The organism is Dyadobacter sp. LHD-138 (assembly GCF_030929615.1).
GTDB lineage: Bacteria > Bacteroidota > Bacteroidia > Cytophagales > Spirosomataceae > Dyadobacter.
On sequence record NZ_JAVFVU010000015.1, the window covers coordinates 168,781 to 193,338 of the forward strand.

At 45.7% G+C, this 24,558-nt stretch carries 21 protein-coding genes; 6 read left to right on the plus strand and 15 right to left on the minus strand.

Going from position 1 to position 24,558, the window contains the following annotated elements; all coding sequences use genetic code 11:
• Positions 1-9: 9 nt before the first annotated feature.
• Together RB622_RS13715 and RB622_RS13720 are read right to left on the minus strand one after the other, a co-directional pair.
• Positions 10-573 carry an RNA polymerase sigma-70 factor gene (locus tag RB622_RS13715; protein ID WP_308047131.1) on the minus strand — a complete coding sequence of 188 codons (564 nt, stop codon included), beginning with the start codon at positions 571-573 and terminating at the stop codon, positions 10-12.
• Between the two features lie 141 nt (positions 574-714).
• On the minus strand, positions 715-897 hold the full coding sequence (locus RB622_RS13720; RefSeq protein WP_308047132.1) for a hypothetical protein: 183 nt from the start codon (positions 895-897) through the stop codon (positions 715-717).
• Positions 898-963: 66 nt separating this feature from the next.
• Here RB622_RS13720 and RB622_RS13725 point away from each other — a divergent pair, with 66 nt between their 5' ends.
• From RB622_RS13725 to bioA, 5 genes are read left to right on the plus strand one after another with little or no spacing between them, the layout of a single operon-like run.
• The gene (locus RB622_RS13725) at positions 964-1,578 is read left to right on the plus strand and encodes a hypothetical protein (protein ID WP_308047133.1); all 615 of its coding nucleotides are present in this window, start codon (positions 964-966) and stop codon (positions 1,576-1,578) included.
• Positions 1,565-2,680, plus strand: a complete 1,116-nt coding sequence (locus tag RB622_RS13730; protein ID WP_308047134.1) for an aminotransferase class I/II-fold pyridoxal phosphate-dependent enzyme — start codon at positions 1,565-1,567, stop codon at positions 2,678-2,680. The genes RB622_RS13725 and RB622_RS13730 overlap by 14 nt, the downstream gene beginning before the upstream one ends.
• On the plus strand, positions 2,677-3,303 hold the full coding sequence (bioD, locus tag RB622_RS13735) for a dethiobiotin synthase (protein ID WP_308047135.1): 627 nt from the start codon (positions 2,677-2,679) through the stop codon (positions 3,301-3,303). The genes RB622_RS13730 and bioD overlap by 4 nt, the downstream gene beginning before the upstream one ends.
• 3 nt (positions 3,304-3,306) lie before the next feature.
• Positions 3,307-4,296: a biotin synthase BioB gene (gene bioB / locus RB622_RS13740; RefSeq protein ID WP_308047136.1), complete on the plus strand. Its 990-nt coding sequence runs from the start codon at positions 3,307-3,309 to the stop codon at positions 4,294-4,296.
• Positions 4,281-5,561 (plus strand): adenosylmethionine--8-amino-7-oxononanoate transaminase, encoded by a 1,281-nt coding sequence (gene bioA / locus RB622_RS13745; RefSeq protein WP_308047137.1) that lies wholly within the window; start codon positions 4,281-4,283, stop codon positions 5,559-5,561. Before bioB ends, bioA begins: the two co-directional genes overlap by 16 nt.
• Before the next feature lie 114 nt (positions 5,562-5,675).
• Here the strand turns inward: bioA and RB622_RS13750 are convergent, their stop codons facing one another.
• The 11 genes from RB622_RS13750 to RB622_RS13800 all read right to left on the minus strand — a co-directional run bounded on the left by RB622_RS13750 (position 5,676) and on the right by RB622_RS13800 (position 21,775).
• Positions 5,676-6,857 (minus strand): mandelate racemase/muconate lactonizing enzyme family protein, encoded by a 1,182-nt coding sequence (locus RB622_RS13750; protein ID WP_308047138.1) that lies wholly within the window; start codon positions 6,855-6,857, stop codon positions 5,676-5,678.
• A 34-nt stretch (positions 6,858-6,891) separates the two neighbouring features.
• The gene (locus RB622_RS13755; protein ID WP_308047139.1) at positions 6,892-7,635 is read right to left on the minus strand and encodes an SDR family oxidoreductase; all 744 of its coding nucleotides are present in this window, start codon (positions 7,633-7,635) and stop codon (positions 6,892-6,894) included.
• Positions 7,632-8,567 (minus strand): hypothetical protein, encoded by a 936-nt coding sequence (locus RB622_RS13760; protein ID WP_308047140.1) that lies wholly within the window; start codon positions 8,565-8,567, stop codon positions 7,632-7,634. Before RB622_RS13760 ends, RB622_RS13755 begins: the two co-directional genes overlap by 4 nt.
• Entirely contained in the window at positions 8,568-9,338 is a 771-nt protein-coding gene (locus RB622_RS13765) for a PIG-L deacetylase family protein (RefSeq protein ID WP_308047141.1), read from the minus strand. It lies immediately after the preceding gene.
• 12 nt (positions 9,339-9,350) lie between these two features.
• Entirely contained in the window at positions 9,351-10,973 is a 1,623-nt protein-coding gene (locus RB622_RS13770; protein WP_308047142.1) for a sodium:solute symporter family transporter, read from the minus strand.
• A gap of 94 nt (positions 10,974-11,067) precedes the next feature.
• Positions 11,068-13,770: a hypothetical protein gene (locus RB622_RS13775; protein ID WP_308047143.1), complete on the minus strand. Its 2,703-nt coding sequence runs from the start codon at positions 13,768-13,770 to the stop codon at positions 11,068-11,070.
• 39 nt (positions 13,771-13,809) lie between these two features.
• On the minus strand, positions 13,810-15,450 hold the full coding sequence (locus RB622_RS13780) for a RagB/SusD family nutrient uptake outer membrane protein (RefSeq protein WP_308047144.1): 1,641 nt from the start codon (positions 15,448-15,450) through the stop codon (positions 13,810-13,812).
• A gap of 15 nt (positions 15,451-15,465) precedes the next feature.
• A complete protein-coding gene (locus RB622_RS13785; RefSeq protein ID WP_308047145.1) occupies positions 15,466-18,933 on the minus strand; it encodes a TonB-dependent receptor in 3,468 nt (1,155 codons plus the stop codon).
• Positions 18,934-19,104: 171 nt separating this feature from the next.
• The gene (locus tag RB622_RS13790) at positions 19,105-20,190 is read right to left on the minus strand and encodes a FecR family protein (RefSeq protein WP_308047146.1); all 1,086 of its coding nucleotides are present in this window, start codon (positions 20,188-20,190) and stop codon (positions 19,105-19,107) included.
• Between the two features lie 110 nt (positions 20,191-20,300).
• A complete protein-coding gene (locus RB622_RS13795; protein ID WP_308047147.1) occupies positions 20,301-20,909 on the minus strand; it encodes a sigma-70 family RNA polymerase sigma factor in 609 nt (202 codons plus the stop codon).
• A 113-nt stretch (positions 20,910-21,022) separates the two neighbouring features.
• Positions 21,023-21,775, minus strand: coding sequence for an SDR family NAD(P)-dependent oxidoreductase (locus RB622_RS13800; RefSeq protein ID WP_308047148.1), 753 nt, complete (start codon positions 21,773-21,775; stop codon positions 21,023-21,025).
• Positions 21,776-21,963: 188 nt separating this feature from the next.
• Between RB622_RS13800 and RB622_RS13805 the strand changes: the two genes are divergently transcribed.
• Complete coding sequence (locus tag RB622_RS13805; protein WP_308047149.1) at positions 21,964-22,905, plus strand: GntR family transcriptional regulator; 942 nt, start codon at positions 21,964-21,966, stop codon at positions 22,903-22,905.
• A gap of 64 nt (positions 22,906-22,969) precedes the next feature.
• Here RB622_RS13805 and RB622_RS13810 read toward each other — a convergent pair whose 3' ends face one another.
• The gene (locus RB622_RS13810) at positions 22,970-23,440 is read right to left on the minus strand and encodes a VOC family protein (protein ID WP_308047150.1); all 471 of its coding nucleotides are present in this window, start codon (positions 23,438-23,440) and stop codon (positions 22,970-22,972) included.
• Positions 23,441-23,975: 535 nt separating this feature from the next.
• Positions 23,976-24,506 (minus strand): N-acetyltransferase, encoded by a 531-nt coding sequence (locus RB622_RS13815; RefSeq protein ID WP_308047151.1) that lies wholly within the window; start codon positions 24,504-24,506, stop codon positions 23,976-23,978.
• Positions 24,507-24,558: the final 52 nt, after the last annotated feature.

Consider the following 24,558-nt stretch of genomic DNA (forward strand, 5'->3'; position numbering starts at 1 on the left):
GAATTATCTTCAAAACGTAATACTCGAAATAATTGCTACCAAGATCGTCGTTGTGTTTCGAAGTAAGCTTTTAAGTTGGCGAAGCGCCTGGGTGATGTGGTATTCGACGGTCCTTTCCGGAATACGTAACTTCTCGGATATTTCATGTGCCGATTTTCCTTCAAACCGGTTTAAAAGAAAAATATCCCTTGTTTTCTGAGGAAGCTGACCCAGCGCAGCCTGCAGCGTAGCTTCCAGTTCATCCAAAAATAAAGGATAATCAGGAGCAACAGAATCCGACGCGGTGTCAAGATCGGCAAATATCTTTTGTTTGAAGTAGGTTATAACCCTGTTCCTGACCGAAACGAACAAATAACTTTGAATACTGGTAATCTTTAGTTCATTACGTTTTTCCCAAATGGTCACAAACAGATCCTGCACAATTTCCTCCGCAACGTCTTTATTATGCGTCTTAGCAAGCGCAAAATCGTATAAACGTTGCCAGTATTCCCTATACAACTCCTCGAAATCCTTTTTATTGGCTATTGCAGGAAGGGAATTAAGTCCGGAACTATGTGAAAAATCAGAATTCAATTATTTTTTGTAATAAAACAGTGAAGTTAACAACAGAAAAAGGTCTCTGGGTGGCCTTTCCTACTTATGTGGCACTGCGTAATGTTTTTTCTAAACGTTACCAATACCATTGCACTGTCTCCGATTTATAACGCCTGGGTTTCAGGTATTCTTTTTTAAGGTCCGCAAAATAGCTTCGTCTGGTACCACGCCATGAGAGAATAAATAGTCATTGTATCCTTCCAGGGTTTCAGTTCCGGGCAGTTTGTACCTGCCGTTAAATATCCACGTAGGATGGCGTTGATGCACGATACCCTGCGACAGAATTTTAACCGGACTATCCATAAAGTAAAAAGCGGCACCATTTGACTATCCGGCAAGCAACTATATTTGGCAAAAAACTAAAAGAAAATGACCAATACCATTCAATGCATTGTTGAAAATAACGCGCTACACATAAAATGGCTCAATACCTTATCATTTATGGAGAATGCAGGAGCACGTAAAATATCTGCCTGTGAGCATCCTACCCAAGTTGGCATCATCCAATTAAAACATGCTGCCGAAGAACATCGACATGCGTATTATTTAAAAAAACAAATTCTAAAAATTGATGCAAACAGTTGCAGCACTTATAGCGATGCTGAGCTGCTTGCCCCTCGGGCAACGCGTTTTTATTTACATGCTTTGGACATCCAATGCTCTCGCTATTTAAAAAAGCAGTTTCAATTACAGGGAGCTGAACTAAAATATGCGGCTTATCTATTTGTGACTTATGCTATTGAAGTACGTGCTGATTTATTGTATCCCGTTTACCAAGATATCCTTTCCAATGTCAAACATCATGTAATGGTAAAATCGATTATTGTTGAGGAAGAAGGTCATTTGGAAGAGATGATTGGCCAACTGAACAACTTTCGATCAGATTGGAAAGAACACGCCTCGGCTATCTTAGCATTCGAACAAGTATTGTTTGAGGACTGGCTGCACCGAATCAATACGGAAATTCATCATGCATCAAATTAATCAACGACTAAACAAAGCCTTGGCGCATCGTACTGATCTGGATATGCTACGCAGTTTAAAGGCTCCTAAAAAAGGGATTGATTTTTACTCCAACGATTATCTTGGATTGACCCATAACAATGAATTTCACACACTACTTCTTGAGGCAATTAATACTGACCCCTCTTTATTGGTAGGAGCCACAGGATCACGTCTGATTAGCGGGAATTCTGCATGCACCATGCAAACAGAAGCTTTCATTGCCGCAAAACATAAAGCAGCAGCAGCCTTATTGTTCCCATCTGGTTTTATGGCAAACCTTGCGCTATTTTCTAGCGTGCCAAAACGAGGTGATACTTTGTTGATGGATGAATTCATACACCGATCTGTGCGCGATGGTGCCCGTTTGTCTGCTGCACAGGGCTATAGATTCAGGCATAATGACCTGAATCACTTGGAGCAGTTGTTGAAAAAAAGCAAGGGAACCACTTTTATAGCCATAGAAAGTTTGTATTCCATGGAAGGTGATTTTGCTGATTTGGAAACCATCGTTGCTTTAGCAGAACGCTATCAGTCCGCATTGATCGTAGATGAAGCCCATGCCTTTGGCGTTTTTGGCTATGGGTTGGTTGCACATAAAGATCTGCAAGAGAGAGTCTTTGCAACTGTAATTACTTACGGTAAGGCGATGGGTTTACATGGATCAGCTATTTTAGGAAGCCATTCCTTGATTTCTTATCTGGTTAATTTTGCCGCCGCTTTTATCTATACCACCGCCCTGAACGATTTCCATGCAGTGAGCTTGCGAAAAGGTTACGAATTTCTTGCGCATTATCCAGAGCTTGCTCAAACATTACAGCAACGCATTTTGGAATTTAGAACTTCTGGCATTCCATTGCTTTCGGCTGCAAATAGTCCTATACAAACATTATTAGTGCCGAGCAGTACCGCAGCAAGAGCCTTGCAAATGGAACTAGAAAAGCAGCAACTCTTAACCTTTGCAGTAGTGTCACCCACTGTAAAAGCGGGTACAGAACGCTTGCGCATCTGCCTGCATGCTTTTAATACCCAAGCAGAGCTGGATCAACTTACTTATGCATTGCGCAATTATTTGACGACATGAAAGCATCTAACAAACTTTTTGTAACGGGTATTGGGACGGGTGTTGGCAAAACCATTTGCGCTGCCATACTCGTTGAATACCTGCAGGCCGATTACTGGAAACCTATACAGTCCGGTGACCTGGAGCAATCCGACAGTATGCAGATACAACAATTGGTCAATGAACACATACGGATTCACCCGGAACGTTATCGTTTGAAACTGGCCGCCTCTCCACATAAATCGGCAGCACAAGAACAGTTGACGATACAGCTAGCGGATTTTAAACTACCCGAAACCGACAACCACCTGATTGTTGAAGGAGCCGGTGGACTTTTTGTACCCATATCGGACACAGTTTATGTACGCGATCTTATCCAACGATTAGCGCTTCCGGTAGTACTCGTCGCCAGAGATTATCTCGGGTGCATCAATCACACGCTACTTACGTTAAAAGTCTTGAAAGAAGACCGTATTCCGATTGCCTATTTTGTCTTTAATGGGCTTTTTGATCCGGATACCAAACGAGCCATCACCAAATTTTTAGACCGGAACACCTGCATCTTGCAATTGCCCGATATAGCAACACTTGACCGAGCTACCGTTCAACAAATCGCAAAACAGATAACAAGCCTAACAGCATAAAAAATGAACAAAGAATTAAGACACGATTGGACTAAAGAAGAAATTCAGGCTATTTATGACCAACCTTTATTAGAATTGGTTTATCAGGCCGCAACCGTACACCGCACCTGGCACAAACCCTCAGAAGTACAGGTATGTACGTTGCTTTCTGTAAAAACAGGCGGGTGTCCAGAGGATTGCTCGTACTGCGGACAAGCAGCCCGTTATCATACCGATATCAAAGTACAAGCACTTCTACCTACCGAAACAGTGATTGCACATGCACAAAAGGCAAAAGATGCCGGGTCATCTCGCTTCTGCATGGCAGCGGCTTGGCGCGAAGTAAGGAACAACAAAGATTTTGACCGAATTATTGAGATGGTAAAAGGTGTTAATGATCTGGGGTTGGAAGTTTGCTGCACATTGGGGATGCTTACAGAAGAACAAGCCTTGCGCTTACAAGAAGCAGGCTTACACGCTTATAACCACAATTTGGATACTTCGGAAAGCTATTACGATGAAATTATAAGTACACGTAAGTTTGATCAACGTATCGACACAATCAACAATGTGAGAAAAGCCGGGATCACGGTCTGCTCAGGAGGTATCATCGGTCTGGGAGAAGCCCCTGCCGATCGTGTATCTATGCTGCTAACCTTGGCGACTATGCCTAAACATCCGGAATCGGTTCCTGTAAATGCACTGGCCCGAGTGAAAGGAACACCGTTAGAAAACAATCCAAAAGTGCCTATTTGGGATATGGTGCGTATGATTGCTACCGCACGTATTACCATGCCGGCTTCTGTGGTACGTCTCAGTGCCGGGCGCATAGAAATGACCGAAGAAGAACAAGCCTGGTGTTTTATGGCAGGAGCCAATTCAATCTTTACGGGGGAACGCGAAACCCTGCTGGTGACCCCAAATCCTGGCATATCGGAAGATATGCAAATGTTTCGGAATCTAGGCTTACAACCACTGACCAAAAAAAGTGAAGGCGTATGTACAACGATTTAAAAGCACGCGATAAGGCTGTTAATTGGCATCCATATACCCAAATGAAAACAGCCAATGAGATTATTCCGATCGTACGTGGTGAGGGAGCCTACCTGTACGATGCAAATGGCAAACGCTATATCGATGCGGTTTCCTCTTGGTGGGTAACTTTGCATGGGCATGCACATCCGCATATTGCGAAGAGAGTTTCGGAACAGTTGCTCAAATTAGAACAGGTCATCTTTGCAGGGTTCACCCATGAACCTGCCATTCAACTATCCGAACAATTACTTCATTTGCTACCCGCTAATCAGCAAAAAGTATTTTATACGGATAACGGCTCGACTGCGGTGGAAGTGGCCTTAAAAATGTGTGTGCAATATGCCTATAACCATGGATTGAAAAAGACCAAGATTTTGGCTTTTGAAAATGCATATCACGGCGATACCTTCGGAGCCATGTCAGTTAGCAGCCGAAGTAAATGGACCGAACCTTTTGGAGACTTACTTTTTGAAGTGATTTACATTGAAACGCCTACAAAAAATAATTTTGAAAGAACCAAAGCTATAATCGAAGAACATCGCAACGAATTAGCCTGTTTTATATACGAGCCATTGGTGCAAGGTGCAGCAGGCATGCTGATGCATGAGCCTGAAGATTTGGATCGGTTGATGCAATACTGCCGATCAAAAGAGATCCTCATGATACAGGATGAAATCTTTGTAGGCTTTGGTAGAACCGGTCGTTTATTTGCCGCCGATCACCTCGCAGAAAAACCAGATATCATGTGCTTTTCAAAAGGCCTTACCGGCGGTACCTTCCCGTTAGGACTTACCACATGCAGTCAAGAGATATACGAGGCTTTCTATGCAGATGATCCGTATAAGACATTATTTCATGGGCATTCTTTCACCGCCAATCCACTGGCTTGTACGGCTGCTCTGGCCAGTTTGGAATTGCTTTTAAGTGAGGAAACTCAGTATGATATCCAAAGAATATGTAAAGAACACGAGCAATTCGTTGCTGAGGTAGACTCACACCCAAAGATTAAGCGCTTGCGTCAATGCGGCACCATATTGGCTATTGAGTTACAAATCGAAGAAAATAGTTCGTATTTCAATCAACAATATGCGTATTTGTATACTCATTTTTTAAACGAGGGTATCATCCTGCGCCCTTTGGGAAATATTCTCTATCTGGTCCCTCCTTATTGTCTTTCTTCAGTTGATTTGCATTTCATATATCACACCATAAAAAAAGTACTGGATCCCTCACAAATTCATTAATTCAATGGCTTTGTGAGGAGACTGTAAACATTGAATCATCACACAATTCCAACCATTGTTTGTATCTCATATCTTAGAAATAAATTTTCCAAAATATGAGATACAAACAATGATTCACGACAATAAATCAGGCGTCCGATATATTACCTCATCCCTGACTTTGATCTCCACATTGACCAGATACTCCATTAAACGAGATTTATCGATCTCCATACCAAGACCTGGCTGATCAGGTACCCGAACCATTCCGTCCGCATCCGGCAGAATCTTATTCAGTGTGATATCCAATGCCAGACTTTTCGGCTCCACCGGATATTCGCAAATGATGTCCTTTTCCAAACCTGCATAAGGCTGGATCGAGGCGCTCAGCGCGAGATGCGAGGTGAAGGTATGGTTGACATAAGTGATATTTTTCCGGACCGCGTGGTCAGCCGCGCGTTTGGCCGACGTAATCCCACCGATCCGCCCCGTATCAATCTGGATATATTTTAAACCTGCAAAATCGAGCATGGCAGCGGCTTGCACATAATTGTTACAACCTTCGCCAGCCGCCAGCGGGACATTGGGCTTGGCAACGGAAAGGGCTTTATAAGGTCCCAGCGCCATATTCGCAAACGGTTCTTCCAGCCAGTAAGTATTTACTTCTTTCAGGGAATCCAGACGTTGCCTGGCTGTATCCGAATCCTCATTCCAGACCGTTCCGATATCAATCATCAGATACAGATCATTGCCCAAACCTTCACGGGCGGCGCGAAAATGATCCCCGTCTGTTTTGGCACCTGCCTTACCAATAGGCCCCCAGCCAAATTTCACAGCTTTGTAGCCGGCATGCCGGGAGGCTTTTGCTTTTTCAAAGGTCAGCTCCGGCGTGTCTCCAAACAGCTGGGATGCATAAGGCAGTTTGGGAAATGCTTTGTTGTAACCGATCAGCTTGTAAACAGGCTCCTGCGCATACTTTCCAAACAGATCCCACAACGCGATATCAATCCCGGAAAGCGTATGATCCGACTGCAAAAGGTCAAAACAATTCTCATGAACGCGTCGGGTAATCTGATAAATATCCTCAACACGGTTCAGCGGCATACCTTCCACCGCCCATTTCACCGGTTTGCAGGCGCTGTGTGACATCGGACATACATAACTGGCGATCGTAGGAAGGGGTGAAGCCTCGCATTCACCCCAACCTTCCAGCCCGCCGCCGCGTACCCGCACGAGTGTCGAATCCTGGCTTCCATCGCCAATGTCAAGTACTTCCGACATACTGAGATAAAAAAAATCTACCGATTCAATTTTCATGATTAAAGGTTTAGAAATGAATAAATTAAATTGATTAAAATGTGATGGTCAACCCACCATCGACCGTAATGACCTGCCCGGTGATATAGGATGCGTCTTTTCCGGCGAGAAAAAAAACGACCCCTGATATCTCTTCGGGCATGGCGGCACGGCGCAACGGCAAGTGGTTTCCTTCAATATAATTATCCCGGAACCATTTGGTTTCTAACTCGTTCTCCCCATCGGTCACCGACATGGGTGTATCCACAAATCCGGGCGCAACCGCGTTAACGAGGATATTCCTATCCGCCAGTTCCAGCGCCATCGACCTGCAAAACTGATTGATCGCCGCCTTCGCCATCGCGTAGCTACTCCCATATTGTTCCGCCCGCTCTCCGTGGATTGAAGTAATATGGATGATACGACCATTACCGGACATCAGACTGATACCTAGCCGCGACGTCATCAGACAACCGTTAACCATCAGATCAAAGATTCGCCGCCAGCGTTCCGGCTCCATTTCCAGCAAGTCTGTCCGCTCAGATACACCGGCGCAGTTGACCAGCACATCCAGCCTTCCCCATTTTTCAAGGATCATCTTCCCACAGCTTTTAACAGCCGCCGAATCCGCATAACTCCCTGCAAATATGAGATGGTTTCCTGCCGGAAGGTCTTGCATGATACGCCGCAGTTTTTTTGTCTGAATGTCGTTCAAACAAACATCCCAGCCTTCCTGTGCAAATCGCATGGCGGTGGCAAGGCCTATGCCCGAGGCGGCGCCGGTGATGAGTACTTTCATAGATGGTCAGGGTGCAGATGCAGGCCGTCGACGGGACCAGCATATATTTTAACAATCGTATCAATCTCCTCTCCTGGCCCCAACGCTGTGCATTGACCCAGTTTCCGGGCATCGTTTACACGAACCGGCATAGCTGACGCTGGTTCGAGTATGGCGGTGTAATGGTCATTGAACTGTCCGTAAGAGGCAAAATACCATTGATAGGGAAATACTTTTTGATCATACTGGTAAGCAAAAACATGCTCCCCGTTTTTGCTCTGCATTTGCATGACGGCCTCCGGATTGTCATAGAGATAGAAAAAATCCATTGTCCCATCCTTAGCCGGAACCAGCGAAGCATCAGTGTTTTCTATTTCCGGCCACGAAAATTCATCCATATTTTTAAAGCGGGTTGAACCTGCACTGACAATACTGGCTCTTTTTGCCTTACTCAGCAGACGGTCGCCTTCCTGAATCTGGAGGGCTGCGTGGAGTTTCCAGAGAAAATGCCGCCGGGTGCCCGAGTCATTCCGGATCTTGTATCGGACCTCAATTTCGGGTTCGCTTGCATGCAGCAAAAGGATTTTCCGATAATACAACCCGCTTAATGGCAGCGTTCCTTCTACCGATATGCCCCCAGGAATTACCTCATGGCTGAGCTGCGTCGTCCATAACTCTCCATGATCGGGATATGCGACAGAATCAATAGTTTCCGGAATATCATTCGGCAACAGCTCGTCAATACCTCCCCAAAAGTTGGAATCATAATCTGCACCAGGTTCGTTTTGAGCCAACCCAATGCCTTTGTTATACCACAAAAACTCTTTTTCAAGCTTCTTATGATAAAGACTGGTAATCCTCCCACCGAGCTGCGGCGCGATCTCAAAGGAAAGTTGCTCGTTTTCGGCCCGGATGATCAGGACACCTTCTCTGTTTGTGATCTCGATTTTCATTTATTTTTCCTGGCTAATATGAAGCAAAGTGCCTAATTCAGCCGCCAGTAAATTATCCGCCGGATAGCTGAAACCGAGGTGCTGGCGAAAACCTTCTGCATAGGACCTGCCAATTTTTCTACCTAGTTTTTCACAATAATCTTCCATGGACACTACAAATTCGTCCAGTTCCGAGATCTGCCGCAGCCAGTCGCGCTGGCTTTTGTGGCATTTTAACATCTGTACTTTCAGCTCCATCACACTACTGATATCCACATGCATAGCCGACTGGATTTCCGTTCCAAAAATATCCCTTCCATGTGTAGGCTCACAATAGTACAGATGTGGCACGGGCGAAAATGCCTCCATTCCTGCTATCGGAATATTGGGTATGCCAGCAGCCAGACAGGCTGTCTGCATGATCTTGCTTGTCATTTCATGATCCACGATATAATCCGAAGGACTGGCCGTGATCACGAGCGACGGTCTCACCTTCCTCACAAGCTGGATGGCTTTCATCAGTGTAGGACGGTCGTATGCTATAAAAATATCCTCACATTCAAGGCAATGATACTCCGCGCCGATCATAGCCGCCGCCATTGAGGCTTCAACCCTGCGGATGACACTGATCTCTTCCGGCCCCATCACCGTGGAACCGGCCTGCCCCGGCGTCATGGTGGCCATCACAATTTTCCAGCCGCGTTCAGCGAGCAGCGCAAGGGTACCGGCACATTGAAATTCCGCGTCGTCAGGATGCGCAATGACACATAAAGCTGTTTTATTCGTTTCCATTTTTTCAAATTTTTACCACCACATATAATAAACCAAAGCGTACACCACCACCATCACACCCCACCAAACCCAGACCGATTGCCATAACGGTCGACCGGGCTCATCTTCAGGGGATTTCATCAACTTGGGAGACCACATCAGATTTTTGATACCTTCAAAATCCTTCGGCTTTGTGACCAGGCTCACGAGCACGATCAACAGTGCGCAGAAAATCTGGGTGATACCACCGATAACATAAAAATTAGCGAGACCGAATTGTTTGATAATGTCCGCAGAGAACAACGTCGGAATGATCCAAAGCTGAATAATTGCCCCAAGCGGGATACCTGCAACCATGACCGCAAAAGCGGCCGCCGGTGTTGTACCTTTCCAGAAAATACCGAATAAAAAGCAGGTCGCCACGGGTACGGCCAGGTAAGTCGATGCAGCCTGAAAATACAGAAATATACCGCCAAAATTCTCAATCACAGGTGCATACAGAATACTAAAAACCATCAGCACCAGTGTAGTGATAATCCCAACCCTGACCAGTTTTTTGTCATCTGCACCCGTATTGATCCATTTTTTGTAAACATCATAAGTGAATAAAGTCGAGATGGAGTTGAGCAGGGCCGCCGTTGTCGACATCACCGTCGCCAGCGCGCCGATGAGCAAGAGGCCTTTCAATCCGTCGGGAATCAGGTTTTTGATGAGCATCGGATACACGCTATCCACTTCTCCGGCCGAAACTTCATATTCGGGATGACCTGTCAATGCGAGTGCACGCGCGATCATTCCGGGAAATATTTCTATAAATGGTCGCAGCAATACAAAACCAGCCGCCAGGATAATAGCCATTTTCACATCCCACTCCGACCGCGCACCAAGTCCCCGCTGCACCAGTGACTGGTTGATACAGGAATAAAACAATTGCAGGTTAAATAGCGCAAAAAGCACCGCATGCCAGGGCATTACCGGATAGTCCATTGGCTGCATCAGGTGAAAACCACCCGGGGCATGTGCCTTGATATCACTCCACCCGTTGGGCAGCTTTATATACCCCAGCACAAATAAAACTGCTCCGGCACACAGTACCAGTACAAAGTCAAAAACAGCCGCATTGATCACGAATTTCATGCCGCCATACATGGTATACATGCCCGCGACAACCCCGAGTACCAGAACGCCCAGCCAGATGGGTACGCCATAGATTCCATGAAAAAGCTTTGCACCGCCGTAGAGCACTACGGACAAATTCAACAGTATATAACTCACCAGCAGCAGGACACTGAAAACATTCTGGCTTCTGAGATCAAATCGCATCCCCAGGTATTGGGGCATGGTCATGATGTTGTTGCGGAGGTATATCGGGAAAAAGCAAAAGATCAGTGCGCTGTAAACGAAGATTGCGATCAGATACGAATTCACCAGTGGCAATCCCACCATATATCCCATACCGTTCATCCCAATGAGCTGCTCGGGATTCAGTCCCGATGCAACATAGGCCGCACCGATCGCCCAGAAAGGAAGGGTTCCTTTGGACACAAAATAGTTGGCGGCTGTCCCCTTTTTTCCTCTCCCCGACCATAACCCCACACCCAGGATCAGGATGAAATAGCCAACAACCGTCAGCATATCAATCGTGCTTGCAGCCATTATTTATTATTTTTCAAAAAGTTCAGGAAATAGATTTCCGATCCGGGTAGCGTGTGCTACCCGGTCAGTTTCATAAAAAGACAATATGCTTTAATCAGTATTCCAGTCGGATTTCTGCCTGGCCCGTAAAGGATTTAACGGACACCGTTTCCGTTTTTTCGTCGTACACGCCGCCCGTCACCTTCAACGGTTTTTTATTGTCCGGGTGCGGTATACGTATCAAAACTTCTTTCGGTTTGCGGACATCCGTGCAGCTCACTTTGGCGGTGATATAACCTTTGTCCACCTGTGAAATTACGTCCGCAGTCACCGGACCGAAATAGCTCCTGACGTTATTCAGCTCTACCTTTTTACCCTGTCCCAACCATTTACGCGGCATGGTATTGAACAGTTTAAGGGTCTGCCCCTCTTCGAAATACAGCATCCAGCGCGTTTCCATCAGAAACCAGGCCTCTTCATGCGTTTTGTGCGGACTTACTTTGTACAAATGCTCCCAGAATGTGTAGGTATCCCGGTCGGCGAGCGCGGCAAAAGTATTGTAATAGGTACTCAGAAAAGGTTTTGTCATGCCGAGCTTCGCCTGCATCCAGTTGTGACGGCTATAATAGGGCTGACTAAAAGCTGAATTTTCCTGGTAAAAAAGCTCGCTGTGATAATCCAGAAGCATTTTAGAAGCCGGCTCGTCGGGTTCCAGCACTTCGCAAAAAACAAGGTACATAGGACCAAGCATGGCATCTGGCGCCGTAAAAGTACCATGCGACCAGAAAGTTTCGCGTTTCTGGAACATGCCTCTCAAACCACTGGCCTCCGTCCAGGGCGGCGCAGTAGGGCACCAGGTTCCGTCTCCCAGCGGTACTACCGGTGAAAGGGCCATGGAATTAAAAAACGATTCGCGGATATCTCTTTTCCATGCCTCGGCTTCCTTTTTGATCCTTTCAGATTGGGAAGGATCAATACTGGCCAGCATTTCCGCTATGCGGCTCATTCCGAGGTAAGCATAACCATTGAGCATAAACTGGTGAAAATGATCTTCCGGATCAGCTACTTTGCCTTCGATCATACCATAACCTCTTCCCCGCAGCTCTTCTTTTTTGTTACGGTTGCGCCAGGCGATGAGGAAATCGCAGGATTTGATGAGTTTCGTTTTTACGCTCCCAACCCATTCCTTGTCATTGGTATACCTGAAATACTCACCCATACTCCACAACGCGGCGCCGGTTTCCACCATATACCCGCCGAAATTCTGAATAAAACCGTCTTCGTGCTGCTTATCCAGGAAGTAGTCCAGTGATCTTTTTGCGATATCGTTCCAGCCCATGGAGGCGTAAAACTGAATAATTGGCGCACTTTCCGTCCCAATAGGCGAGTACACACCAATATTGGGGGCTAAAGTTGCGTTGGGTTCATTGCCAAAAGTGATCAGATCGAGGTGTAATAGTCCGGCCTGGATCATTTCTTCGATACGTTTTTCCGGAACATGTATTTGTGCCGCTTTACCCAGCTTCGCGAGCCAGAAATCCTTGCTTTCTGCATAGCGGTGGTCGAAATTCTGAGCTGCCAGCTGCACGGCACGCGTCCTGGAAACCGGACTGTGCGGGATAAAAAATTCAAACAGTACTTTTTCACCGGGTTTCAGCAAAACCGAAATTTCCTCGTTGGGAAGCGGCTTTCCGTTCAGTTTGGAAATACAAAACACCCTGTCTTCCGAATAAGCTGAAAAGCCCGTTTTTTCATCAAAGCTGTATGGTGATTTATGCCACCAGCCCGTGCCTGGGCGTGGCGTTTTAAACCACGCATAACGAGGTACCGAGCCGGTATTCTCGACCTCAGATCTGAAAAGCAAAACGGTTTCCTCATCCGGATTCAGTGCTTTTTCAGTCCTGGTTTTCAACAATTCCTCCTGTTCTTTGGTAAACATGTGGCCGCCGCTATACTTGTCGGCCACCATAAAATCCGTCCCTTTCTGCCCGGAGATAGGTGATTTTTCCAGTGATACGAAAGTGGTAGAATTGTAAACCACATCATCGTCGGTCAAAGTAGAATTTAAAATGGGTAAAGTCCCCTGTTCCAGTCTGCGTTTGATATTCTCCTTCACCCCTACTCCGCGGCCGAAAGTATAGAGGTAGTTTACGGTTTCATTTTTTGTTTCGGGTATCCGCAGCGGAGTGGACGAAAGTTTGGGTGAAATGATATTGGCTTCTCCTCTGGCCCCATCAGACAAGCTTTCGGAAATCTCGAAAATCCTGAAATCCCTGCTCGTACCCAGCCAGGTAGGTACCGTCATATTCCGTACGGTCTTCTCAACGGAAGAAAATGAAACTTCATTTTCCGTTTCGATACGCTGGATCTTGGTCCGCAACTTTCGGGAAAGTATTTCGGTTTCAACATCCTGATAAGACCTTTTATCCGTAACATTCAGCACCGCTACCCCATAATCGGGCAGAAAGATCGGTGACCCGGAGCTCACATCCCGAAGGAAAAACGAAAAAGGGTTTTTAGCGGTTTTGATTGAAACAACCGTGCCCCCAGTCCCGTACTGGTTCCCGACACTATCGATACCTATCTGCACGCTGGCTGGGCCTGGTGATGTAAACTGGAAAGTATTGCCCTTTACCTTCCCTTTTCCGGCCGACAGTCCGATTTTGGTCAGGGTGCCATGCTGTAAATGAACAGCACCTGATACCGAAGTACCATCTTTCCATTCAATCCTGACCTGGGCTGCTTTCTGGGAAAAGGCATTTGACACCCCAACCGCAAGCAAAAAACTGATGATAAAAAACGTCCGTTTGTGATTCATAAGCTGAAATTTACTGATAAGAATTCCCTTTTGAAAGGGTTAATAGTTGGGGTTCTGGACCAATTTCGGATTGGTATCAATGGCCGACTGCGGGATGGGATAGACGTAATTTTTGTTGGCAAAAAATGTTCTTGCGCCGTTAGCAGCAGGTACTTTTTTATAAACCCATTTTCCTTTTTCTTCGGCGATCAAGATCGCATTCAGATGTCCGTTCAGTTTCGTTTCAGCCTGTTTCAGCCGGATCAGATCATACCAACGCTTTTCTTCGCAGGCAAGCTCCACCCTTCTTTCCCGGTAAATTACATCGCGCATCTGCTCCTGGCTTAGTCCGTCAGCAACTGAAGGCAGGCTAACCCTGGCTCTAACCTGGTTGATGGCCGCATAAACAGACGCGTCCGGCCCGACTGCCTCGTTCTGCGCCTCAGCATAGCTGAGCAATATTTCGGCATAGCGAAAAATCATATAATGCGCGCTGTTCTGGTTGTTTCCGACCGTGGCATACTTGGGGTCTACCCCTTTTCGCCAGTAATATCCTGAATTTGTAGCTTCATTGTTGTCACTCAGATCCGTCTCATTCTTGCTACCTACACCTTTTCTCATCATGATTTTGAAACCCAACCATTCGGCACCATCATAAATAATATCGTCATAAAACCGTTTTTCTCTGTTCACATAGGGGTTCTGCGGATCATAGCCAGATTTGGGGTCGGAAATAGGCAAACCATTTTCCATCGCATATTCATCTACCAGCTCCTGCGTGGGATTGGACCCTGCAAAACCACGGGCGGTACCGTCCACAAACGTGGGGCCATAATTGGAAGTTTTAGCATTACCCAGCGAGGTTCCGCCCAGATAAGCTTTATCGAAGATCACTTCGGCATTGTTATTGTTGGCTTCCAAAAACAGCGTTCCGTAGCTAGGGAATAACTTGTAAATACCCAGATCAATCACCTTTTTATTGGTTTCCGCAGCCAGTTTCCACCTGGCCTTGTCACCAGTGGGATTGTACAACGGACTGGCTGAAAAAAGCTCGCACCATCCTTTCAACGCCAGGGCCGCGCCTTTGGTCACACGTCCCGACTGAGCTGTAACGGGCAAGTCCCCAGCCACGGCAGTACATTCGTCCGTGATGAATTTCATGGTTTCCTCAAAAGTATTCCTGGCTCTGAAAATAGCTTCACCCTGTGAGTTCTGGTTGAGTACGTCGGTAATGACGGGCACACCTCCGTGATGCATACCAAGCAAACTATAATAGTATGCACGCAAAAACCTGGCTTCCCCCAGCCTCACTTTTTTCCAACTGTCCGACAAGGCCGAAGCGGTCACTTTTTGGATGAACACATTGCACTTGCGGATGTTATCAAAGTGCGACCACTGGCTAGGGCTGTTGCTGGGAGTATAATTTGAATTGGCATATACATTCGAGCTGTAACGGCCGGAAATTCCATTGATCGCATTGTCTGAAAAATTTTCCAGCGGGTCCCCGCTGTTGAACGGTCCCGGCAGGCCGGCATAAATATTATTGAGGAACAAATCCGCGTTCTCCGCACTTTTCCACAATACGTCGTCCGAAACCTGGTCTTTGGGAACAACATCCAAAAAAGTACCGCAGGAAAACAGGCTGGTTACCATCAAGACAGATGCTACCGTGCTTTTGAGCTTTGTTGCAAATATTTTCATGATCAGGGATTAGAATTAAAATGTAACATTAACACCAACTGACACCACTTTTTGCTGCGGATACGTCCAGCCGCTATTCGCAACATACGAATTGTTTGAGCCCAGTTCCGGGTCATAATTGACCAGCTTTGTCCAGGTAATCATGTTCTGTCCTGATATATATATCCTGGCGTTCTGCATTTTTACCTTTTCAATCAGACTTGCAGGAAGCGAGTATGCCAGCGTCATCGTTTTCAGCCGGAGATAAGCCGCGTTGCCCATCCAGAATGAAGAAACCTGTGAATTGTTGGTCGTAGGTGCCGTGGTAAGCCGGGGGTTTTTAGCGTTCGGATTCTCGGGTGTCCAGTAATCCATGTTCTGCTCGTAGGGTTTCATCCCATTCCAGAACGGCATGATCGAGGAAGGATGATAGTACCAGTTGGTACGGGCCGAGCCCTGAAACAACAGGTCCAGCGAAAGCCCTTTGTATCTGATGGACGGCATGACCCCGTAAATGATCCGCGGAGAAGCATTTGCATCGCCTATGGCCGTGAGATCATTGTCGTTGATCACCCCATCCCCGTTCTGGTCAGCATACCGGATATCGCCCGGGAATACTTTCCCCCATGGCTGACTGGCAATACCCGCTTTCAGGTTTCCTGCCTCATTAAAATCACTCGTCTGAAAATAGCCCAGTGACTGAAATCCAAACTGCGTTCCCAGCGGCCTGCCGGTCACGCGCCGGTTGGGATTGTCGTAGGTAACCGGTGTTTCGAAAACCTTCAGCAATTTGTTTTTGGCATAAGTTAAATTACCTCCCAGGGAAATATGCAGATCGCCGGATATCTTGTAATTGGAACTCAACGACAAATCAAATCCACGATTGTCCATGATGCCTGCATTTACCTGGCTCAGCCCTACCCCATATTCCTTCGGCACGATCACATCCGGATTGACCAGCATATTGGACCGCTTTTCATAGAAATAATCGATTTCAAGGTTCAGCAGCCCTTTCCATAAAGTAGCTTCCAGACCGATATCCGTTTTCTTAGCTCTTTCCCAGGTGATATTAACATTGGGTTCTGCACGTTCGCTGATGCCCTGTACCGCATTGTTGCCCAACACATAGGCTGTACCCAGCACATTATACGTACTCAGATACTGGAATGCACTTCCCGCCAGCGCGCCTACCTCTCCGTACGATCCGCGCAGTTTCAGATTGTCCAGCCATTTGACATTGTCTTTCAGGAAAGCCTCCTCTGAGATACGGTAGCCGACCGAGAAAGCTGGAAAAAAACCGAACCGATTATCCGGAGAAAAGTAATAGCTACCGTCGTAACGACCGCTGGCTTCGAAAAGATACTTGTCGGCATAATCATAAGTAGCCCTGTAAACCAGTCCCATCTGCCTGCCCGACACAGAAGATCCACTCGTACCAATATCGGCCTGGCTGGAACTTCCCATATTAATTTCATCGATGGTAAGATTGTAGTTTCTCCGGCTTGCACCGAAATTGACCGCGTCGTTGGCCTTTGCTTCAAATACCCCCAGCAAACCGATATTGTTTCTGCCAAATGATCTTGTATAATTGATACTTGCCTGATAGGTAAGCTGCTGCGTGCGGTTGTAATTCTGGGCGAGCGACGGTTTTACGTCCCCGAATATCCCGTCAGTGATTACATAAGGTCGTTTTGTTGTGTCAATGGTGGCAAGGCTTAAGGGTGTTTTCCATAGCTTTGATTCATTGTATGTCGGATCAAAAGCGATGGTACCTTTCAGCATAAGCCCCTTGATAAAGCGCACTTCCTGCTCGACGGTTAATTGTGTATAGAGTGAAGTCGTGTTGTTTTTTTCGTAACCACTGGCAAAAATGGCGGGCATAATGTGGCTTCCATACATTCCATTGCTATACACCAGCGGGCCATATCCGATCTGAGCGAAGCCCGCAAGCTCAAAAATCCGCCCCGTACGACCCGTCGTTCCACCGCTTTGGTCAGATGGCGGGTACTTGGCATTCTGGATGATACCGTTGATCCCGAGGGAGACCTTTGTGGTTTTGGTGGCCTGGGCATCCAGGTTTACGGATAAATTGTACCTGTTATTCCTCGTGGTCTTCCACATACCTTCCTGATGCTGGTAACCAAGACTCGTATAGTAACGGATTTTTTCGCCCCCACCCGAAAGCTCGATGTTATGTGTCGTGATCACCGCATTTTTTTCAACGATTTTATTAAAAACATCATGGTTGGGAAATGCATCGGGGTCCGACCCGTCCTTGAATTTCTGCAATGCATAATCCGAATAAGGAATCGGCAGTCCTGCGTTTCTTGCGGCTGCGTTTTTCAGCGTGGCCTCCTGAAACGAATCTGCGTACTTGGGCAGCACCGTCGGGTTCTGAAATCCGATATAACCATTGTAGGTCAGTGCAGGAGCACCTGTTTTCCCTCTTTTGGTTGTTACCAGAACTACTCCATTGGCCCCGGCCACCCCGTAAGGAGCCACCGCTGCGGCATCCTTTAGGATCGTAAACGATTCAATGGTATTGGGGTCCAGCTGCTGAAAATTCCTCGGGATACCGTCCACGATCAGCAGCGGCTGGTTATTTCCGGTAGATGAAATCCCCCGAATGAAAATGCTCGATCCGTCGCGGCCCGGTTCACCAGAGCCTTGTTTTACAATTACCCCTGCTACCCTGCCGCCCAAACCGTTACTGAGATTGGCAATGGGAGCAGTTGCGACCTGATTGCCTTTTAATGTTGAAACGGCTGCCGTTACCGATGTTTTTTTCTGCGTACCATATCCTACGACGACCACTTCCCCCAATGCCTTGATATCAGCTGCCAATACGACATCCAGCTTGGTCATGCTTCCTGCATCGATCTCCTGGCTTTCATATCCCACAAAACTAAATATCAAAACAGGCGTACTTTCCGGAACAGCGATCTGGTAGTTTCCCTCTACGTCCGTGGTCATCCCCCTGTTGGTACCTTTAATGATGATGCTCACCCCTGGCAGTCCCTCCCCCGTGACGGCTTTTACCTTGCCGCTGATAATCCTGTCGGCATAAGTTTCGGCTGGTATACGGACACTTTCTTCTTTTCCGCTATCCCGGCCCGAAGATTCCGCTTCGCTCCCAGCCGATGGTTTCCGGCTTAGTATTACCTGGTTGTTCCTGATAACCTTATATTGTATACGTCTTGGCGTCAGCACTTGCCGCAGCACTTCATCTACGGTTTCATTTCTGAATTCGAGATTGAGCCTGCCCTCGGTCATGATCACATCCTTCTGATAGGAAAAAGTAATATCAACCTGCTTTTCCAATGTCCTGAGAAAGGATTTCAGGTTACCATCCCGGATCGAGAGTGTTACCCGCTCTTTTAACAGCTCCTGGGACGAAGCCGACCAGGCCAGGCCATTCCCGGCCAGGATGCATACCATAATGAACTGAAACGAAGTGATCTTCATAATCCTGAAAACCTCTTTTTTAGTATAAGAATTTGTCATACTTTTGATTGTTTTTGTTCCCCAAAAGACAAAAATTAATTACCATCGGCCTTTGCGGCTGTGGTCGGCGGGAAGGGATGTTGTCGCATCCTTTCCCTTTTTTTGTTGCTCCCCGACGGAGCTGGTTGCTGCATAGGCGGTATGGTTTAGAAAGTTAGAACGAACAGACTATTACTGGCAGCCCGCGGATTCAATAATAATCTGTGCGTCAATCTCCTTGTGGGTGGCACCGATCGTCTGACAGATCACGTCAAGCTTGTCGTTCAGTGAATCGTGACCAAACCTGGTACTGATAATGCAATTCGATAAAATTTCCTTATTGTAAATGATCCGGATACCGTACAGCGCTTCCAATTCCTGAAAAATTTGCGAAACCGGAATATCGTCAAAGAGCTTTTTCACGTCACCGGCCTCCGCCAGCAATGGTATAGGATCGTCCGAAAGATGTTTTGAAAGACTTTCATTTTTTCGGTCGAACACGGCCTGCTGGTTGGGCGACAATACCAGCCCTTTCACTTCCTCATTTACCAGGCTGATCCTTTTCTGATTATAAACCGACACCTGCCCGGTCCGAACATTGACCCGTACCTGCCGTTCTCCATCAAAAGCCTTGATATCAAAACTAGTGCCTAAAACCCGGGTTACCACTTCATTGGCATAAACAAAAAACGGTTTCTTTGGATTTTTGGCGACCTCAAAAAACGCCTCGCCACTCAGGAATACCTCGCGAATATCTTCCTTGAAATGAACAGGATAGCTCAACCTGCTATTCTTTTTCAATGTTACCACCGTACCGTCTTCAAACGCGATCCGCATCGGAACATCCGTCGAGTTAATCTTTTCGATCAGCGTATTTTGCTCTGCGGCCCTGGCTACCAATTCATTGTAATTGATGGCCTGCATCAGGTTTTTATTGATCAAAAACCAGCCGGTACCCAGAAAAAACAAAACAACTGCCGCCCATTTCAGCCACGTCATGGAACTTCGTTTTTCCGGAGGGATTCCAAAAACATTTTCGCTGCTTTCTATTTTTGCCAAAATCCGGTCCAGCACTTTTTCTTCGTCAACAGATACTGCTTCTTCCTCTTCGGCGCGGAGCTGCATGATTATCTCCCGTGCCTGTTTCATCACCGGTTTGATGCCCGGATAATCTGCCTGTACCTGCTGCCAGTGCCCGTCCTCTGTGCGAAACAATACCCACTGCACGAAGGAATCATTATTTAAAAAATCCGGTAACCTAAATTCGTTATTATCCATTTTGACAGAAGAACAGATTCCCTATATACATACAGAGACACGTTTTTCACCGGATTAACACAAAAAGGCAAAATATTTTAAAAAATATTTTGCTAACCCTACCAGGGCTGTCAACTGATAAACCTGGACCCAATCACCAGAAATGAAAGTGCTTTAAGTGTAAGCCTTAAAACGGTATATGCTTTAAAAAGCATATTGCTGGCCACCTGCTTATTGATCCCCATGATTTGCGCCATCTGATCAAGGCTCATCCCATGGTAAAAGCGCAGATTGATCACCTCTTGCTGCCGGGGACTGAGATTGGTAATGGCCATGCGGATTTTCTGGGTCTGGTCCAGTACAATTTCCTGGTCAATAGTTTGCTGTTCCGATGATATGGATACCAGATGATCCAGAAAATCATCAATATCCTCTGCCTGCTCAAATACGTCATGGCGGGAATTCCGGATCAGCTGGTTCCGCAGCGACCGCATCAGGTAGAATTTGGGACTTTCAACGTGCCCCAGGTTTCCGAGCATGTCGCGACGCCTCCATAGCGAAACAAAAAGATCCTGCACCGCATCTTCCAGCAACTGCGGACTGGATGTAAACCGAGATCCGTAATTCGTCATTGTTTTAAAATATGACCTGTAAATCAATACAAAAGCTTCCCTGTCGCCATTTTTGAAGGATTGCCAGAGCTCGGCCTCTTTAAGTTTATGGAGCGGGTCATATGACATGATGTGGGTTAGTCAGATTGTTCATAAAGAAAAGTTTCAATTCAATACTTTACTACTATTCATTTATCTGAAAATCTCGGAAACGGCGTCACTGAGCCAATTTCACGCTCAAACTAGTAAGTAGCCCTTCCTCCCGAGAGGTCAAATATAAAGCCGGTGGTAAAACTGGCTTCTTTTGATACGATCCAGGAAGTCAAAGAGGCTACTTCCTCCACTGTACCGAGGCGTTTCATCGGTATTTTGGCGATCATGTAGGCCAGCTGCGCAGGATTCGTATTCTCATTCATGGCTGTGCGGATAACAGCCGGAGCCAGTCCGTTTACAGTAATCCCGGTATCTGCATATTCCTTACCTATGCCTTTTACGAGACCTATCACGCCCGCTTTAGTGGATGAATAACCCGCCATACCCGGGTTTCCTTCTTTTCCGGCAATTGAAGCGATCAGGACAATCCTGCCATAATTGTGTTTTTCCATAATCGATACAGCATATTTCGTCATCAAAAAAGATCCCCGCAGGTTTACACGGTATATGTGGTCATAGTCCTCCACTGAATAATCTGTGATCTTTGTGTTGGTTGGGCCTACAATCCCTGCGGCATTAACCATGATATCAAGTCTTCCGTGTATGGTTTCTACCTTCTGCATTGCTGTTTTTACATCATCTTCGCTTGATACGTCTACTGGATAACCCTTCGCCGACATTCCGCTTTCATTAAATTCCTGTACTGTTCTTTCAAGTAGTTCACTATTACGGTCAAACAAAACGACATGACCTCCTTCCGACGCAATACGAAAGGCCACAGCTTTGCCTAATCCGTCGGCGCTGCCAGTAATGACCGCAACCTGATCTTCGAATCTTTTCATTTTGATTAATTGATATTTTACCTTAACAAAACACAATTGTAATGATTATTTATAAATAAAAATACATATTGTAAATTTAAATTATAAAAATGCAATTATATTTATACCACGACCTTGTATCATCAAGCCTGGTTGACTTAAATTAATTTTTTAACAGAAAAAACGGATACCTACATTAACTTGCTACAATGCCAGTGGAACATAGCAAACTTATCATTGCCTCTTACAACAAACTACTGGATATCCTCAGCAATATCCAGGAAATTCCGTGTGGACTTCCACCAATTGCCATTATTTGCAAAAATCTGGCTATCAGTAGAACTACTGCACAAAAGCTTTTGGAAATACTCTGTAATAATGGCATTGCAAGGCAAGACGGCAGCAATAAAATCTTACTACGCCTACCCAATGCGATCGATTATTTTTCAACAGAAGATTATGAAAAATCAAAATCGGACAAAGTTGAAAAATTAATCCTTGAAAAACTGTCGTCCTATCAACTAAGACCAGGGGACCGTTTTTCGGAACTTGAACTGGCGAGGGAATTCAATACGAATACGGTGATAACGAGGGAAGCCCTATTCAAAATCGCTCAGAGTGGTATCATAAAAAAACATCCGCATCAAAAATGGGAAGTTATTGAGTTTTCAACCGCATTGATCGAAGAAATTGCGGCGATACGGATACTTTTTGAAGGTTACGCAATCTCGTCAATGCAGACAATTTCTGACGATGACCAGCTCTGGAAAAAGCTCCTTTTATTAAAAAAAAGGCACCAGAAACTATTAGGGCAGCATATCATAAGTATTCAAGATATGAGAAGTATCGAGTGGGATTTCCATACCACCATTATAGGAGCTGCACACAACAGGTTTATAGAAGCATCGTATAATGCTGCCTTTACGCTGGTTATTTTTCATCTCTGGCAAATTGGCTATGACCGGGTCAAAATTGAAAGCGTGTTGCATCATCACGTCAATATTTTGGATGCACTGATCAGCCGAAATTTTGAGCAAGCAAAAAAAGAGATGCTGCACCATCTCGACCATGCGAAAGAGAGTATGACAAATGTGAACGAACGTTTGGGAAAGTTGAAAACTATTCACCCGATCCATAATGTGGACCATTAAACCTGGGCTCCCAACTCAAATATCTTGACCCGATTTATTGTAAGTTGTGCAGCAGGCAACCCTGTTATGCACTGGTTCTTACTCCTTTATTACCAATTTCTTCTGCCAGTCCTACAAGAAGTCCTTCGGTTCCGCGAATGTAGCAAAGCCTATAGGCGTTCTCATACTGAACCACTTCCCCAACGAGTTGGGCACCATGCCTGGTTAATCTGGATACCATTTCGTCGATGTCTTCGACGGTAAACATGACACGCAGATAACCGAGGGCATTCACAGGCGCAGTCCGGTGATCTGATATGGTAGGCGGTGTGATAAATTTCGAAAGTTCGAGTCGACTGTACCCATCCGGAGTAACCATCATCGCAATCTCTACGCACTGAGAACCTAGTCCGGTAACCCGGCCAGCCCATTCTCCTTCCACAGTCCCCCGCCCTTCGAGCTTTAAGCCTATCTCCGAGAAAAACGAAATAGCATCATCAAGTGATTCTACAACGATGCTGACATTGTCCATTCTTAGTAATTTGTTCTTTGTCATTTTCGTAGTCTTAATTAAATTAGATTTCCGTCTATGCGTTTTTATTGTCATAAAGTTGTGCGAACTCCCCGATTGATCCAAGCCCAATACAAAATGCCCAATGATGGGTTTAACCTTTCATTGAAGTATTATTTGCAATATACTCAAAAGACGTTTAAGATGATTGTCTCAGAAAAGGTCCGAAAGAACGGTCGATATGTGAGGCTGTAAACAAAAAAAGAGAATACGAGTAAAATTGAAATGCTCTGTATTTTCATAGGAAATTTGTTTTATTATTATAGAGATTATTCCATGTAGTAGTATTGCCCCCATGCCAATTCAAAATATCTATGACGGGTGCATAGCACTTGAATTGGCTCTTGAAGAAAGTGTATTTATGATGTCGTCATTGCTGGGCATACTTCTAAGTGGCCCAATTTCCCATTTTGTTTCTCTCTCCATCCAATGCAGCATCTTCGTTGTACAGTTGATTCCCGTCATCATCCTTTTCATGAGCAGAAGGCGCACTTTTGTCTATTGCGTTCCAGAGATGAGACTATTGATAAAATTCTTTTGGATAAACCACATCACCATGGACATGTTTCAAGGCATTAGGCTGTAATTCAATTACCATACAGTTTTCCTTTGGAACATCGAAGGGTAAAGATATACCGAATTTGTCAGCAAGACGATAGCCAAATCTTGGATAGTATTTGTCGTGCCCCAACAGTACAACCGATTGATAGCCCAAGTCTCTCGCACTTTGGTGCGCAGCTTCAATGAGTTCCCCTCCAATCCCCTTGCCCTGAAATTCGGGAAGGACTGCCACAGGAGCCAGTGCTAAAGATCCGATTTCATCTTCGGAATTTTTAATATTTATTTCTGTGAGCAAGATATAACCAACAATCTTCTTTTCTAGCACATATACCAAAGATAATCCAGGTACAAAGGCTTTGGACGCCCTTAACCGCTCGACTAAAAAATGTTCCTGATGGTCGCTGTATTTTTCATCTCTGAAAGCTCTTTCAACCAAGTTAAAAACCGAAAGATAATCGTCAGGACTTTCTTTTCTAATGTTAATTTTCATTTCACTGAGAAGTATATTTTTTTAGATATGAGGATTACATGATGTTCGATTA

Excerpts from the sequence above, each read along its gene's own strand:
- RB622_RS13765 (WP_308047141.1), bottom strand. The coding sequence starts at position 9,338 with ATGGAAACGAATAAAACAGCTTTATGTGTCATTGCGCATCCTGACGAC.
- RB622_RS13800 (WP_308047148.1), bottom strand. The coding sequence starts at position 21,775 with ATGAAAAGATTCGAAGATCAGGTTGCGGTCATTACTGGCAGCGCCGAC.
- RB622_RS13775 (WP_308047143.1), bottom strand. The coding sequence starts at position 13,770 with ATGAATCACAAACGGACGTTTTTTATCATCAGTTTTTTGCTTGCGGTT.
- RB622_RS13760 (WP_308047140.1), bottom strand. The coding sequence starts at position 8,567 with ATGAAAATCGAGATCACAAACAGAGAAGGTGTCCTGATCATCCGGGCC.
- RB622_RS13785 (WP_308047145.1), bottom strand. The coding sequence starts at position 18,933 with ATGACAAATTCTTATACTAAAAAAGAGGTTTTCAGGATTATGAAGATC.
- RB622_RS13725 (WP_308047133.1), top strand. The coding sequence starts at position 964 with ATGACCAATACCATTCAATGCATTGTTGAAAATAACGCGCTACACATA.
- RB622_RS13810 (WP_308047150.1), bottom strand. The coding sequence starts at position 23,440 with ATGACAAAGAACAAATTACTAAGAATGGACAATGTCAGCATCGTTGTA.
- RB622_RS13815 (WP_308047151.1), bottom strand. The coding sequence starts at position 24,506 with ATGAAAATTAACATTAGAAAAGAAAGTCCTGACGATTATCTTTCGGTT.
- RB622_RS13790 (WP_308047146.1), bottom strand. The coding sequence starts at position 20,190 with ATGGATAATAACGAATTTAGGTTACCGGATTTTTTAAATAATGATTCC.
- bioD (WP_308047135.1), top strand. The coding sequence starts at position 2,677 with ATGAAAGCATCTAACAAACTTTTTGTAACGGGTATTGGGACGGGTGTT.
- RB622_RS13795 (WP_308047147.1), bottom strand. The coding sequence starts at position 20,909 with ATGTCATATGACCCGCTCCATAAACTTAAAGAGGCCGAGCTCTGGCAA.
- bioB (WP_308047136.1), top strand. The coding sequence starts at position 3,307 with ATGAACAAAGAATTAAGACACGATTGGACTAAAGAAGAAATTCAGGCT.
- RB622_RS13720 (WP_308047132.1), bottom strand. The coding sequence starts at position 897 with ATGGATAGTCCGGTTAAAATTCTGTCGCAGGGTATCGTGCATCAACGC.
- RB622_RS13770 (WP_308047142.1), bottom strand. The coding sequence starts at position 10,973 with ATGGCTGCAAGCACGATTGATATGCTGACGGTTGTTGGCTATTTCATC.
- RB622_RS13750 (WP_308047138.1), bottom strand. The coding sequence starts at position 6,857 with ATGAAAATTGAATCGGTAGATTTTTTTTATCTCAGTATGTCGGAAGTA.
- RB622_RS13730 (WP_308047134.1), top strand. The coding sequence starts at position 1,565 with ATGCATCAAATTAATCAACGACTAAACAAAGCCTTGGCGCATCGTACT.
- RB622_RS13780 (WP_308047144.1), bottom strand. The coding sequence starts at position 15,450 with ATGAAAATATTTGCAACAAAGCTCAAAAGCACGGTAGCATCTGTCTTG.
- RB622_RS13805 (WP_308047149.1), top strand. The coding sequence starts at position 21,964 with ATGCCAGTGGAACATAGCAAACTTATCATTGCCTCTTACAACAAACTA.
- RB622_RS13755 (WP_308047139.1), bottom strand. The coding sequence starts at position 7,635 with ATGAAAGTACTCATCACCGGCGCCGCCTCGGGCATAGGCCTTGCCACC.
- bioA (WP_308047137.1), top strand. The coding sequence starts at position 4,281 with ATGTACAACGATTTAAAAGCACGCGATAAGGCTGTTAATTGGCATCCA.